Annotated in this window: 15 protein-coding genes; 2 read left to right on the top strand and 13 right to left on the bottom strand. The window is 66.3% G+C overall.

Going from position 1 to position 12,428, the window contains the following annotated elements; all coding sequences use genetic code 11:
• Window positions 1-86 precede the first annotated feature (86 nt).
• Window positions 87-533 carry a MarR family winged helix-turn-helix transcriptional regulator gene (locus tag WFH44_RS11590; RefSeq protein ID WP_336714020.1) on the top strand — a complete coding sequence of 149 codons (447 nt, stop codon included), beginning with the start codon at window positions 87-89 and terminating at the stop codon, window positions 531-533.
• A gap of 194 nt (window positions 534-727) precedes the next feature.
• On the opposite strand, the gene WFH44_RS11595 is transcribed toward WFH44_RS11590, so the two are convergent.
• The 6 genes from WFH44_RS11595 to WFH44_RS11620 are packed head-to-tail and all read right to left on the bottom strand — an operon-like array spanning window position 728 to window position 6,335.
• Complete coding sequence (locus WFH44_RS11595; protein WP_336714021.1) at window positions 728-1,717, bottom strand: ABC transporter substrate-binding protein; 990 nt, start codon at window positions 1,715-1,717, stop codon at window positions 728-730.
• Between the two features lie 34 nt (window positions 1,718-1,751).
• Window positions 1,752-2,741: an ABC transporter substrate-binding protein gene (locus WFH44_RS11600; protein ID WP_336714022.1), complete on the bottom strand. Its 990-nt coding sequence runs from the start codon at window positions 2,739-2,741 to the stop codon at window positions 1,752-1,754.
• Window positions 2,742-2,784: 43 nt separating this feature from the next.
• Complete coding sequence (locus tag WFH44_RS11605; RefSeq protein WP_336714023.1) at window positions 2,785-3,249, bottom strand: MaoC family dehydratase; 465 nt, start codon at window positions 3,247-3,249, stop codon at window positions 2,785-2,787.
• A gap of 46 nt (window positions 3,250-3,295) precedes the next feature.
• Entirely contained in the window at window positions 3,296-4,498 is a 1,203-nt protein-coding gene (locus tag WFH44_RS11610) for an acyl-CoA dehydrogenase family protein (protein ID WP_336714024.1), read from the bottom strand.
• Window positions 4,495-5,400, bottom strand: coding sequence for an amidohydrolase family protein (locus WFH44_RS11615; RefSeq protein ID WP_336714025.1), 906 nt, complete (start codon window positions 5,398-5,400; stop codon window positions 4,495-4,497). Before WFH44_RS11615 ends, WFH44_RS11610 begins: the two co-directional genes overlap by 4 nt.
• A complete protein-coding gene (locus WFH44_RS11620) occupies window positions 5,400-6,335 on the bottom strand; it encodes an SDR family NAD(P)-dependent oxidoreductase (protein WP_336714026.1) in 936 nt (311 codons plus the stop codon). The genes WFH44_RS11615 and WFH44_RS11620 overlap by 1 nt, the downstream gene beginning before the upstream one ends.
• Before the next feature lie 137 nt (window positions 6,336-6,472).
• On the opposite strand from WFH44_RS11620, the gene WFH44_RS11625 reads away from it, so the two are divergent.
• Window positions 6,473-6,991, top strand: a complete 519-nt coding sequence (locus WFH44_RS11625) for a MarR family winged helix-turn-helix transcriptional regulator (protein WP_336714027.1) — start codon at window positions 6,473-6,475, stop codon at window positions 6,989-6,991.
• Window positions 6,992-7,078: 87 nt separating this feature from the next.
• Here WFH44_RS11625 and WFH44_RS11630 read toward each other — a convergent pair whose 3' ends face one another.
• From WFH44_RS11630 to WFH44_RS11660, 7 genes are all read right to left on the bottom strand, one after another.
• Complete coding sequence (locus WFH44_RS11630; protein ID WP_336714028.1) at window positions 7,079-7,498, bottom strand: hypothetical protein; 420 nt, start codon at window positions 7,496-7,498, stop codon at window positions 7,079-7,081.
• A gap of 369 nt (window positions 7,499-7,867) precedes the next feature.
• On the bottom strand, window positions 7,868-8,719 hold the full coding sequence (locus tag WFH44_RS11635) for an ABC transporter ATP-binding protein (RefSeq protein WP_336714029.1): 852 nt from the start codon (window positions 8,717-8,719) through the stop codon (window positions 7,868-7,870).
• Window positions 8,709-9,482 carry an ABC transporter permease gene (locus WFH44_RS11640; RefSeq protein ID WP_336714030.1) on the bottom strand — a complete coding sequence of 258 codons (774 nt, stop codon included), beginning with the start codon at window positions 9,480-9,482 and terminating at the stop codon, window positions 8,709-8,711. Before WFH44_RS11640 ends, WFH44_RS11635 begins: the two co-directional genes overlap by 11 nt.
• Entirely contained in the window at window positions 9,479-10,315 is an 837-nt protein-coding gene (locus WFH44_RS11645; protein WP_336714031.1) for an ABC transporter permease, read from the bottom strand. Before WFH44_RS11645 ends, WFH44_RS11640 begins: the two co-directional genes overlap by 4 nt.
• A gap of 628 nt (window positions 10,316-10,943) precedes the next feature.
• Window positions 10,944-11,129: a hypothetical protein gene (locus tag WFH44_RS11650; RefSeq protein WP_264794548.1), complete on the bottom strand. Its 186-nt coding sequence runs from the start codon at window positions 11,127-11,129 to the stop codon at window positions 10,944-10,946.
• Window positions 11,126-12,097 (bottom strand): lantibiotic dehydratase C-terminal domain-containing protein, encoded by a 972-nt coding sequence (locus tag WFH44_RS11655; protein WP_336714032.1) that lies wholly within the window; start codon window positions 12,095-12,097, stop codon window positions 11,126-11,128. Before WFH44_RS11655 ends, WFH44_RS11650 begins: the two co-directional genes overlap by 4 nt.
• 97 nt (window positions 12,098-12,194) lie before the next feature.
• Entirely contained in the window at window positions 12,195-12,329 is a 135-nt protein-coding gene (locus WFH44_RS11660) for a hypothetical protein (protein ID WP_262106808.1), read from the bottom strand.
• Window positions 12,330-12,428 lie beyond the last annotated feature (99 nt).

Genomic DNA, 12,428 nt, shown 5'->3' on the forward strand with positions numbered 1-12,428 from the left:
TACCCGGACGATGTTACGGTAATGCGGGGCAGGTCACAATCCCTAGGCCATCCGCAATCGGCCCCGCTGAAAGGTTGGTGCTCCCGGTGCCCGGTTCCGAGGCCGTCGAATTCCGCAGCTATTGGCTGCGGCGGGCGCTGCAGTTCCATGGCCAGCTCTGGCAGCTGCACGCCTCCCCCGACATCTCCTCCGTCCAGTTCGGCGTGCTCACTTTCGTCCGGGACCATCCCGGGATCGGCCAGCGGGAGCTGGTGGCGCTGTCGCAGTTGGATAAGTCCACTCTCGCCGAGCTCCTGGCCCGCATGCAGAAAAAGGGCCTGCTGCTCGTCGGCCGGCACGCCACGGACAGGCGGCGCAACAGGGTCGACCTGACCGAGGCCGGCGCCGAGGCCGTCAAGGAGCTGGAAGGCAAGGCACGGGCTGTCAACGAACTGCTGGTCGCCGGGCTGGACGAGTCCGAGGCTCGCGAGCTGGACCGGCTGCTGGGCAAGCTGCTCGCCGCGGAGCAGGCCAGGGCCGCGGCCTTGTCCTGACACTTACTGACTTCCCCGGCCATTTCCTGACGCCTCCGGCCCTTCCTGCCCTTCCTGCCCTTCCTGCCCTTCCTGCCCTTCCTGCCCTTCCTGCCCTTCCTGAGGCCGATCCTACGGTTCAACGCACGACGGCGCAGGGCGGCTCCCGTAGTCCGGGAACCGCCCTGCGCCTGGTCCTGCGTCCGCTCCGGCGGTTACTGCACCGTCATCGCGGCCACGTCCGGGTCCTTCTCGACGTACCCGTACTTGACCGTCAGCTTGCCCATGTCGCTGAGCACCTCGGCAGGCAGTTCGGCATCGAAGGTTTCCATCTTCAGGCCCTTGGCCACGGACTCGTCCATCCCCATGAAGTCCGGCAGCACGGCGCGCACGCCCTCCGGGTCCGCCTCGGCGGCGGCGAGCGTCTCGGTCACGGCGGCCTTGAAGTCCGCCACGATCCCGGGGTTCTCGCTGGCGTAGCCTCCGCTGGTGAAGGTCACCATGGTCGGCAGGCCAGGCAGCGCCTTCTGGTTCGGGTAGCCCAGCAGCTTGTAGTCCGTGTTCGCCAGCGCCTTCGTTTGGAAGGGCTCCGGAATCCAGATGGCGTCCACGTTGCCGCGTTCCAGCTGGGCCTCCATGTCCGGGAACGGCATTTCGCTGAACTTCAGCGCCTTCGGGTCGCCGCCGTCGATCGCCGCACTCTCCATGATGGTCAGGTCGCCCTGGGTCTTGAGGGTGTTGACTGCGGTGGTCTTGCCCGCAAGATCTGCGAAGGAGTCGATGCCGGAGTCCGCCTTGACGACGACGGCGTTGATGTCCTCGCCCTCGGCCTTCGAGTTGCTGTACCCGGTCACGATCTTCATGTCCAGGCCCTTGTCCACGGCGGTCATGACCGAGAGCGGATTGCCGACGGCGAAGTTCATGGTGCCGGTGGAGACGGCAGGCAGCATGGCCGCGCCGCCCTGGCCGGTCTGGAGCTCGACGTCCAGCCCGTGCTTCTCGAAGATCCCCTCGTTGATGCCGTACTGCATGGCTCCGGAGGGGGCAATGGGCAGGACGCCGACGGTGACCTTCTGCAGGCCACCGCCGGCCGCCTCGCTTCCGGCCGGTTCGGAGGAGCCGGAGGGAGAACCTGAACCGCAGCCGGTCAGGGCGAGCGCTGCGATCGCGCCGCCGGCCAGCAGTGTGGCAAAGCGCCTCTTCATAGTGATGCCTCTTCCTTGAGGTGGTTGGTGACCGCTACTTGACCAGGACGGCGTTGACGTCCGGTGTCTTCGAAACGAAGTCGTACTTCTGCATCAGCTCGCCGAGCTTGGTCATCTGCTCGGTCCGCAGTTCGCCGGAGAACTCCTCCATGTTGATCGCCTGGGCCTTCGCCTCGTCGATCTTGAGGAAGGTGGCGACGGTACTCTTCATCCCCTCCTGGTCGGCCTCGGCCGCGTCCAGGGTTTCGGCGAGTGCGGCCTTGAAGTCCGCGACGGCCTCGGGGTTGTCCTGGGCATACTTGCCGGAGGTAAAGGCCACCATCGTCGGCAGCCCGGGGATGACGTCCTGGTAGTTGTAACCGAGCAGCTTGTTGTTCTCGTCGGCCAGCGCATTGGCCACGAACGGCTCTGCCATCCACGCGGCGTCGATATTGCCCCGTTCCAGCTGCGCCGGCGCATCCGGGAACGCGACCTCGCTGAACTTCACGGCCTTGGGGTCCCCGCCGTCCTTCTCGACGGCCTCCATGATCGTCAGGTCGCCCTGCGTGTTCACCGCGTTGACGGACACGGTCTTGTCCGCCAGGTCCTTCCAGGAATTGATCCCGGAGTCCTTCTTGACGACGACGCCGGTGATGTCGTCCCCCTCGGCCTTGGAGTTCGAGTAGCCGGAGACGATTTTCATGTCCAGGCCCTTGTCCACCGCGACCAGGGTGGAGAGAGGGTTGCCGATGCCGATATTGATGCTGCCCGTCGAGACGGCCGGAAGCATGGCGGCGCCGGCGGAGCTGGTCTGGAACTCGATGTCCAGGCCGTGCTTCTCGAAGATGCCCTTGTCGATCCCGTACTGCACGGCGGCCGACGGCGCGATCGGCAGGACGCCGACAACAACCTTGGTCAGGTCCCCGTTCGCGGCTTCAGAGCCCGCCGGAGCCGCGCCGCCCGACGGCGAACCGCTGCCGCAGCCCGTCAGCGCCAGCGCAGCGGCCGCCGCGACCGCAAGCATCTTGCCGAAGTGCTTCTTCATACTCTGCTCCTTGTAGTGGTGGTCCGTAGTGGTGGGCCGCCGGTCAGGCGTAGAACCGGGCGAGGAATTCGGCGACGACGGCCGGACGCTCCTCGCCTTCGATCTCGATGGTGTTGCTGGTCTTGATCTGGACGCCGCCCTTGACCTCGGTAACCTCGGCGATCGTGGAGTGCATGCGGACCTTCGAACCGACCTTGACCGGATTGGTGAACCGGACACGGTCCAGGCCGTAGTTGACCTTGGTCTTGACGCCCTCGACGTCGAACAGCTCGCTCCAGAACGGAATGATCAGCGACAGGCTGAGGAAGCCGTGGGCGATCGGGGCGCCGAACGGGCCGTCCTTGGCGCGCTCCGGATCGACGTGGATCCACTGGTGGTCGTTGGTCGCCTCGGCAAAGGTGTTGATCTGCTCCTGCGTGATCTCGATGTAGCTGGTGTAGCCGAGGTCTTGGCCGACCAGGCCTTGCAGTTCCTCGAACGTGGCGATGGTCTTGCTGGCGGTGCTCATGGGTTGCTCCTCGTGGTGCTTGCGGGTGGGTCCGGCGTTGGCCGGTCTAGCGGAAAGCCCCGGTGCCGGTGATAGCCCGGCCCACAATCAGGGCGTTGATTTCGTGCGTGCCTTCGTAGGAGTAGACGGCTTCGGCATCCGCGTGGAAACGTGCGACGTCTGTGTCCAGCGTGATCCCGTTGCCTCCTACCAGCTCGCGCGCCAGGGCGACGGTTTCCCGCATCCGGGCGCAGGTGAACATCTTGGCCAGCGCGGAGTTCTCGTCTTTGAAGATGCCGGCCTCCTGCTGCTGGGTCAGCCGGACCACCATGCCGAGCGAGGACGTGACGTTGCCCAGCATCGTGGCAAGCTTGTCCTGCACCAGCTGGAAACTGGCCAGCGGCTTGCCGAACTGCTCGCGCCCCTTCACGTACCGCACGGCGGCCTCGTAGGCTCCGGCCTGCAGTCCGGCGGCGATCCAGGCAACGTCCGACCGCATGTTGCGCAGCAGGCCAGCGACGTCGGCGAAGGAATTGATCCGCTGCAGGCGCTCGGATTCCGGTACGCGGACGTCCGTCAGCGTGATGTCCGAGTTCTGCATCATGCGCAGCGCTGTCTTGCGGTGGATCTTGGAGAGCTCCACGCCCGGCGCGTCGGTGGGCACCAGGAACGCCTTGACCTGTCCGTCCGCCTCGTCGCGGGCAAACACGGCCAGCACGTCGGCCGAGACAGCCCCGCCGATCCAGCGCTTGTGCCCGTTGATGACCCACTCCCCGCCGTCGCGCCGCGCGCTGGTGGCCAGCCCGCCGGCAATGTCGGAGCCATGGTCCGGCTCGGTCAGCGAAAACACGCCCTTGTACTCGAAGGAGCGGATCAGCGGATCGAGCCGCGCCGCCTGCTCGTCACTGCCGCCGAGGTTGACCGCCGTGCGGAACAGGCCGGACTGGGCGTTGTAGAACGTCGCCACGGAGGCGTCGGTCCGCGCCAGTTCGAAGTTCCGGAAGCCGGTGTACAGGCCGCCGGGCACCGCTCCGCCGGCTGTCAGCTCCTCGGGGTCCATCAGCCGCAGGTCGAACAGCGGCCTGGTGATCTGGTAGGGAAACTCGCCCTGTTCCCAGTAGTCCGCCAGCAACGGCTTGACCTGCTGGTCCAGCACCGCCCGCAGCCGGCCCAGCACGGCCAGCTCGGCCTCGCTGAGCAGCGTCGAGAAGCCGTACTGGTCCGATGGATAGAACGCGGTCTGCTCCTGCACGCCGGCGGCGACGCTCATGGTCGCCCGCCAGTGCCCAGGCCCAGCAGGCGCATCGCGTTGTGCTTGAGGATCTTCGGCCGGACCTCGTCCTTCAGGGGCAGGTCGGCAAAGGCGCCCAGCCATTTCTGCGGCGTGATCAGCGGGAAATCCGTCCCGAAGAGGACCTTGTCCTGCAGCATCGAGTTCGAAGCCCTCACCAGCGACTCCGGGAAGTACTTCGGCGACCAGCCCGAGAGGTCGATCCAGACGTTGGACTTGTGCGTGGCGATCGAGTTGGCCTCGTCCTGCCACGGCACCGAAGGATGCGCCATGATGACCTGCAGCCCCGGGAAGTCCGCGGCGACGGCGTCCAGCAGCAGCGGATTGGAGTAGGCCAGCTTGATCCCGTAGCCGCCGGGCAGGCCGGCGCCCATGCCGTTCTGGCCGGTGTGGAAGATCGCCGGCAGGCCGATCTCCTGCAGCGCCTCCCAGAGCGGGTAGAACTCACCCTGGCTCGGGTCGAAACCCTGGAGGCTCGGGTGGAACTTGAAGCCCCGGACCCCGTAGTCCCCCGCCAGCCGCTTGGCCCGCACGATCGCTTCCGAGCCGGTCAGCGGGTCCACGGAGCCGAACGGGATCAGCACGTCATTGTTCCGCGCGGCCCCTTCGACGATGTCCTCGATGCTGTTCGGCTTGTGCGAAAGCTTGGTTCGCGCGTCGACGGTGAACACGACGGCGGCCATGTTCAGCGCCCGGTAGGTTTCGGCGATGCTGTCCAGGGACGGTGTCCGCTCCTCCGCCTTGAAGTACGCGCTGGACGCGTCCATCAGTGCCGGGGGCAGCGAACAATGCCCATGGCCGTCGATCTCCACATGCACGTGCATGTCGATCGCATCCAGCGCCGCCGCATCGACGCCGAGTTCGTACGCCTTGACCGCCATTACTTGCTCCCCGCCGTCTCAGGCTGCAGTTCCGCCGGCAGCGCCGGGAACTCCTCGCCGACGGTCTGCAGCCGCTGGCCGAACAGGTCGTCGAACCGCTCGCCCAGCGCCTCGTAGGTCCAGCCGCCGTCGCGGTACTCGGTCGCCACGGCCTCCGGGTGGGACCACAGCTGCAGGCGGTCGCCGCCGACGCCGATCGCCTGGCCTGTGACCTTGGCCGCCGCATCGGAGGCGAGGTACGCAACCAGCCCGGCAACGTCGTCGGCCGTTCCAAAACCAAGGTCCTTGCGGAAGAAGTCCGGCATGGCCTCCCCGCGCTCATCCGCCTCGACCGCCTTCTGGAAGAAGGGCACGGTCTTGGTCATCGCGGTTGCGGCAACCGGGATAATGGCGTTGGCAGTGACGCCGGCCTTCTTCATCTCCAGCGCCCAGGTGCGGACCATGCCCACGATCCCGGCCTTCGCGGCGGCATAGTTCGTCTGGCCGAAGTTGCCGCGCTGGCCCGTAGGCGAGCCGATCGTGATGATCCGGCCGGCGATGCCGTTCTCCTTGAAGTAGGCGTAGGCCTCGCGGACGCAGGTGAAGGTCCCGCGCAGGTGCACGTTGATGACCAGGTCGAAGTCCTCGTCCGTCATCTTCAGCAGCGACTTGTCGCGCAGCACGCCCGCGTTGGTGACCAGGATGTCCAGGCGGCCGAAATTATCGACGGCGGCAGCCACCAGCTGCTTCGCGGTCTCCGTCGAGCCCACGGGGGCCACCACGGCCACGGCCCGGCCGCCGGCTGCGGTGATGCTGGCAACGGCTTCGTCCGCGACCTGCTGGTCCACGTCGTTGATAACGACGGCGGCGCCCTGCTTCGCCAGTTCCTGCGCGTAGGCCAGGCCAAGCCCGCGGCCGCTGCCGGTGACGATGGCTGCTTTTCCTGCCAGTGACATAACGAAAGCTCCTTTGCTTAGGTCCCGGCCGACCGCCGGAACCAGCGTGCGACTGTTCCAAAATCAATGACAACGTATACCATTGATAAAGTCAACAGATTTTCGGCAAGACCTGCCCGAACCAGATGCGAGGAACCATGGCGGTACAGAAGACGGCAGAGCCCCGCTCCAGCCGCACAGCCCAGGCGGCGGAAGCGGACGAAGCGGCCACGGGTCCGGAACGGCTCATGGCCGCCGAACTCGCCGACGAAATCGAGTTCCTGACCGCCCGCGCCCGCTCCGTCGGCTCCGGCCGGGCGAACATCGCGCTCAAAGAGCTGGACCTCAGGGTGCGCTCCTACTCGGTGCTGTCGCTGGCCTGCAGCGACCTCAACCCCTCGCAGCGCGAACTGGCCGACTTCCTCAGCCTGGATCCCAGCCAGATCGTGGCACTTGTGGACGAGCTGGAACGCCGCGGAGCCGTCACCCGGGAAGCCGACCCCCGCGACCGCCGCTCCAAGGTCATCGCCGCCACCCCGGAGGGCCGACAGCTCTACAAGCAGGCCTTCGCCCTGGTGCGCACCTCCGAAGAGCACTCACTCGGCGAGCTCAGTCTCGAAGAACGCGGCCAGCTCCGCGCCCTGCTCAGGCGCATCGCCTTCAAGTCCGCCGATTGAGGCGCGGCGGCCGGGCCGGAGCCCGCCGGACCACGATCTTGAGGAACGCGGTCTTGAGGAACGCGGCCGCTGCCACTGGAGCTAACGCTACGATCGCTTGACCAGCAGGTTCGGATGCAGCTCCCGCCAGCCGTCCTGCTGCAGCTTGGACGAATCGAAGCCGTCCGTCACGAGCATGGCCTGCACGCCGTCGATGCCGGTCGCCACCGGCGCCTTCTCCGAGCAGCCCACGACCCAGGACGAGCCGTCGCGCTGCCCGTCGATCACAATGCATGCCGCCGACGCCGCCCCGTCGGCCGCCGGTTTCGCCGCATAGAAAGCGACCCCATCGGACTCTGCCAGGAGCCGGGAGCTCGCGGGGTCCAGCTCCGCCGCCTTCAGGTACCCCGGCAGGGCGTCGCGTGGAGTCGCCTCCTCCGCGAACGCGCCCACCCCCTCGGGACCACCGCAGGCCGCCAGCACCAGCACGGCCAGGCCGGTGACCGCGGCCAGAACTATCCGCCTCATATCCAGCCTCCCCTCGATTCCTCCAACCTAGGCGCAGCCCAAGTGCAGGGCGGAGCGATTCCGGGCTTCGTTTAGATAACGGTTCCGGTGCCCGCCCCTCCCCGGCCGAACCGGCCGGGCGTGAGCCGATCCGGCTGGCCCCGCCGAAGCGCCCTAACTGCCGTCGATCCGGATCGGAGCCGCCGCCGGCTTCACCACCGGCGCCCGCCTAGGCCCGGGCCGCCGGCCTGCCTCCGCGACCGCTGCCGCGTTTCCCGGCCGCAGACCGCCGTCGTTCTTTCCCCTGCACAAACGGCAGTTGCCCTCCCCTGAGGGAAGGGCAACTGCCTTCGGGATCCTGCTGGACCCCCTAAGAACGGCCGAAGGCCATCAGGCCTGCCGGGCGGCGGCGGGGCGGTGTCCGGCCTTGGCGAGCTGGATCTGCTCGTAGACGTGGTGGCGCAGTTCGGTGAACCTCGGGAGGGCTCGGGTGTTGAGCTGGTCGCGTTCGTCGGGCAGGTCGATGGTGATGTCTTCCTGGATGACGGTGGGCGAGGAGGAGAGGATGATGACGCGCTGGCCGAGGTAGACGGACTCGTCGATGTCGTGGGTGACGAACAGGACGGTCACGCCGAGCTTGCGCCAGACGGTGCGGATCAGGTCCTCGAGGTCGGCGCGGGTCTGCGCGTCGACCGCGGCGAACGGTTCGTCCATCAGCAGGACCTCGGGCTGGTAGGCCACGGCCCGGGCGATCGCGACGCGCTGCTGCATGCCGCCGGAAAGCTGCCACGGGTAGGACTGCGGCACGTGCGCCAGGCCCACGGCTTCCAGGGCGTCATCGACCAGGCGGTCGCGCTCGGCCCTGGGCACGCCCTGGTTCTTCAGCGGCAGTTCGACGTTCTCGCGGACCCGCATCCAGGGAAAGAGCGAGCGGCCGTATTCCTGGAACACCACGGCCATCTTCTTCGGCGGCCCGACGACCCGGGTGCCGTTGAGCAGCACCTCGCCCTCGGTCGGGGCCATCAGGCCGGCGATGCATTTGAGCAGCGTGGTCTTGCCGGACCCGGAGGGGCCGACCAGGCAAGCCAGCTCGCCGGCGCGCAGGTCGAAAGTGAGGTTGCGGACGGCCTCGATGTCGCCGCCGTCGGTCTTGTAGACCTTTTTCATGCCGCGGACCGAGAGCATGGCCTCGTTGGCGGGCAGGGTCTTGCCGGCCGGTGCCGGGGTCGTATCAGACTGCATTTTCTACCTCTCGCAGGCCGTGGTACCAGCGCAGGATCTTGCGCTCGGTGAATTGGAAGATGAACGACATGGCCACACCGATCAGGCCCAGCACCACGATGCCGGACCACATTTCCGGAATCGCGAACGAACGCTGGAACTGCACGATGGTGAAGCCGAGCCCCGACGAGGAGGCGAACATTTCGGAGATGACCATCAGGATCAGGCCGATCGACAGGCACTGGCGGACGCCGGCCATGATCTGCGGGCCCGCGGACGGCAGGACCAGGTACTTGATCCGGGCCCAGCCGCCGATGCCGTAGGTGTGGGCGCTGTCGGAGAGGACCGGGTCGATCGCCCGGACGCCCTCGATCGTGTTCAGCAGCACCGGCCAGACACAGCCGGAGATGATCACGACAACCTTCATGCCGTCCGTGATCCCCATCAGCAGCATCAGGACCGGCACCAGCACGGGCGGCGGGATGGCCCGGAAGAACTCCAGTACCGGCTCGGTCAGGTCCCGCAGCCACTTGAACGAGCCGATCAGCAGCCCGCCCACGATCCCGATAATGATCGCCGCGACCACGCCCACGAAAAGCCGGGCAATACTGGGCAGCACGTCGGAAATGATCCGCTCCCCGAACCAGGTCTCGCCGAACTTCTCCGCCAGCACACCGGGCGTGGGCACGAAGAAGTTGGTCTCGCCGAGGGTGGCGGCCCACCAGATCACGACCAGGATGACCGGCAGCGCCAGCGCGTACACGATCCCCTTCAGAATTTTCATACGATCACCTCGGAACGGATGGACGAATGCCAGGACAGGGTCTTGCGCTCGATCCAGCGCATCACCAGGTTGATCACGACGCCGATCAGGCCGGTCGCCAGGACCAGCGCGTACATGCCCGAGATCGCGCCGCCGGACTGTGCCAATGCGATTTCACGGCCCAAACCGGGCGAGCCGATAACCAGTTCGGCCGTGATCGCCAGGATCAGCGCCACCGACGCGGCCAGGCGCACCCCGGTCATCAGGTACGGCAGCGCGGTCGGGAAAACCACGTACCGGACCCGCGCCACCCGGCCCAGCCCGTAGGACCTGGCCGTATTCATGGCCACGTTGTCCACGTCCGCCACCCCGTAGAGCACCTGGATGAAGACCTGCCAGAAGGAGGCATAGACCACCAGCATCAGCGTGGACTCGATCTTCACCCCGAACAGCAGCACCGCCAGCGGGATCAGCGCCACCGACGGGATCGGCCGCAGGAACTCCACCGTGGAATTGGTCAGCTTCCGCAGGAACGACGACGAACCGATAATGAAGCCCAGCACCGTCGCCAGCACGATAGCGATCGCCAGGCCCAGCAGCCACGCCAGCATCGTCTCACCCACCGCGGCCCAGAAAGCCGTCAGCCCGAAATCCCGGGCCAGGGCCCCGATCACCTCGGACGCCGGCGGCAAAAACCGCGGCTCGACAATACCGATCCGGGGCACCATCTCCCAGATCAGCAGAAATGCCAGGATGCCCGCCAGCCCCAACAGCTGCTTACTGGGCAGCTTCCTGGGCGGACGCTTGCGTGCGGCGTGCGCGGCACCGCTCTTGTCAACCGCCTGCGCCGTCATACCGATGCGGTCCTCGGTCGTTTCATTTCCACTCCTTCGTGCCCCCTCAGCGAGCGGGATGCCGCGCCGGTGTTCGCTTATTGAACACCTGTTCACTAGCTAGTGTGAGATGACCCACTTCGCGGGGTCAAACACGACGTGATGATCGTTACACACAAGATATTCTGTGACGGCGGCCAACAAATCAAGTTGAAAATCTCAATTGTTTGTGTTTCCACGGAAATTGCTTCACCCTCGCGCGTCACAAAGGGCCACTGTCGCGCGGGGTCCCCCGCAACGCGCTCGGGCCGAGGCGACAGCCTGGTGGCGAACTACATGGAGCCGCCGACTACACCGGACGGGGTTCGCGAAGCGACGGAGGAACGCGCCACGACTCTCGAATCGAGGGCAAGCCGGGTCAGGCGGCAGCGACCGCTGCGGGGAGAGGGACGTCCGCGGCCCTGTCAACGGCGGCAGTATTGAGGAGCTGCTGAGCGGCGAGAGCGGCCGCTTCCCTTGGGGGCGATTGTTTCCGGACAGGCAACTGGCCGGAACCGTTGGGGGGAGTTCCGGCCAGTGGCCCTTAACTGGCCGGAACCGTTGGGGGGAGTTCCGGCCAGTGGCTTATGGAGTTATTGAGGGTGGAGGGTTACTGCCAGGCGTGGTCCGCCCAGGCCGCATCCCTCGAGTAGTCGCTTCCGGTCAGGTTCCACAGGTCGCCGTCCGGTCCGTGCGAGGCGAGCCCGCCCATCTCTTCCAGGGCTTCGGTGCTGGTCTGGTCAGTAGTTTCGGACGAGCGCAGGTAAACGGCGTTGGCCGACGTGAACGGGGTCATCTTCTTCTCTTCTCCAACAGAGCGGATTCAGTATCAGGCGTCCACGCGCGGGCGTAGATTCCCAAGGCTGCTTCTTCCCACATCGTGAAGCCAAGCCGGTTCATCATGTAGTGCGACTGGCTGAACATCAGGTTCTGGGCGCTGCGGCTCACTCGTGACTTGTCAGCCCGGTAGAGGTAAGCATCAATTGCCCGCTTCCAGCGGCGGCGCCAGTTCTGCACTGAGCCTTCGGCTGCTGTTGCTGCCATCAGCCGGTGCATTGGGGCCGTCCTCGGGGCAAGACTGGCAGCCAGGCCGGCGCGCGCCTTTGCAGCACCGCGCCCGAGCTCCAACGTCGAGACCCTCAAATGGTTGTCCCAGCAGTAGTTCCAGGACAGCCTGCGCCGATCGGGCCACTGGGCGGACTTCGGGCCGTTCATCATCGCCCAAGCGGCGTCCGAGAGCAACAGCGCTCCCAGGGCCGTCCGCCCCTGCGACTTGCTGAAGCGGCCGACCGCCCAGCTCGCCAATTCAGATGAAAGCTCGAAGACCTCCTCGGCCAGGATCAGGCCGTCGGCTCCGCCGAACCTGTCCAGCTCCGATTCGTGAACTGTCGACACTGGCTCCGGCCCGAGCAGGCCGGCCAGGTCCTCACAGTTCGGAGGCAGTACGTAGTTCTGCTGGATCCTGGCCGTGGGCACGGCTTCAAGGAGCCGGCCCCGGGCCGCCAACTCAAACCTCTGGAGGCTATCGAGGGCTGAGCGGTGGCCCAGGAACCGGACCTTTATGTGAGGCCCCACCTCGTCAACATGATGACCGAAGTACCAGCGGCCCACGCCTTCGCGGCGAGCGTGGGCCACCAGCGGCGTAACCAGTTCTCCTATGACGGCTTCGGCTACGTCCTGTCTACCCGTGTATATAGACAGGACCCACCAGTATGATTTGAGACTGAGCGTTTCCGAGGTGCGGATGGCTGTCAGCTGGCTCATGCGCTTCTCCTTGGTTAGCTCGCTGGTGGTTGGGGAGGAATAGCCGGGCCGTCCTGGTTACAGGATCAGCTTCATGCTTGGGGATGGGGCGGCTTTATTACCAGTCCCAGGCTGCGACCGGTGTGCTGTTGGGCTTGGGCCCTTGCTCGGCTACCACTGCAGGAGTGGCTGCCGAGATCGCACCGAAGGCAACCAGCAGACCTGCCGTGATGCTGGCGATCCTCTTGAACATGTCATTCCCCTTTTGGGTGTGAGTGGCAAACCATCGGGGAATGCCCCCCGACAACTTCAAGAGTTCCGTGTCAGCCCGGGTGGTGTCCAGCCGGAGGCG

Origin of the sequence: Arthrobacter sp. USHLN218 (genome assembly GCF_037144715.1) — a bacterium.
GTDB lineage: Bacteria > Actinomycetota > Actinomycetes > Actinomycetales > Micrococcaceae > Crystallibacter.

Coding starts and splice junctions, on each gene's coding strand:
- WFH44_RS11635 (WP_336714029.1), bottom strand. CDS start 8,719: ATGCAGTCTGATACGACCCCGGCACCGGCCGGCAAGACCCTGCCCGCC.
- WFH44_RS11660 (WP_262106808.1), bottom strand. CDS start 12,329: ATGTTCAAGAGGATCGCCAGCATCACGGCAGGTCTGCTGGTTGCCTTC.
- WFH44_RS11640 (WP_336714030.1), bottom strand. CDS start 9,482: ATGAAAATTCTGAAGGGGATCGTGTACGCGCTGGCGCTGCCGGTCATC.
- WFH44_RS11620 (WP_336714026.1), bottom strand. CDS start 6,335: ATGTCACTGGCAGGAAAAGCAGCCATCGTCACCGGCAGCGGCCGCGGG.
- WFH44_RS11645 (WP_336714031.1), bottom strand. CDS start 10,315: ATGACGGCGCAGGCGGTTGACAAGAGCGGTGCCGCGCACGCCGCACGC.
- WFH44_RS11595 (WP_336714021.1), bottom strand. CDS start 1,717: ATGAAGAGGCGCTTTGCCACACTGCTGGCCGGCGGCGCGATCGCAGCG.
- WFH44_RS11650 (WP_264794548.1), bottom strand. CDS start 11,129: ATGACCCCGTTCACGTCGGCCAACGCCGTTTACCTGCGCTCGTCCGAA.
- WFH44_RS11630 (WP_336714028.1), bottom strand. CDS start 7,498: ATGAGGCGGATAGTTCTGGCCGCGGTCACCGGCCTGGCCGTGCTGGTG.
- WFH44_RS11610 (WP_336714024.1), bottom strand. CDS start 4,498: ATGAGCGTCGCCGCCGGCGTGCAGGAGCAGACCGCGTTCTATCCATCG.
- WFH44_RS11600 (WP_336714022.1), bottom strand. CDS start 2,741: ATGAAGAAGCACTTCGGCAAGATGCTTGCGGTCGCGGCGGCCGCTGCG.
- WFH44_RS11625 (WP_336714027.1), top strand. CDS start 6,473: ATGGCGGTACAGAAGACGGCAGAGCCCCGCTCCAGCCGCACAGCCCAG.
- WFH44_RS11655 (WP_336714032.1), bottom strand. CDS start 12,097: ATGAGCCAGCTGACAGCCATCCGCACCTCGGAAACGCTCAGTCTCAAA.
- WFH44_RS11615 (WP_336714025.1), bottom strand. CDS start 5,400: ATGGCGGTCAAGGCGTACGAACTCGGCGTCGATGCGGCGGCGCTGGAT.
- WFH44_RS11605 (WP_336714023.1), bottom strand. CDS start 3,249: ATGAGCACCGCCAGCAAGACCATCGCCACGTTCGAGGAACTGCAAGGC.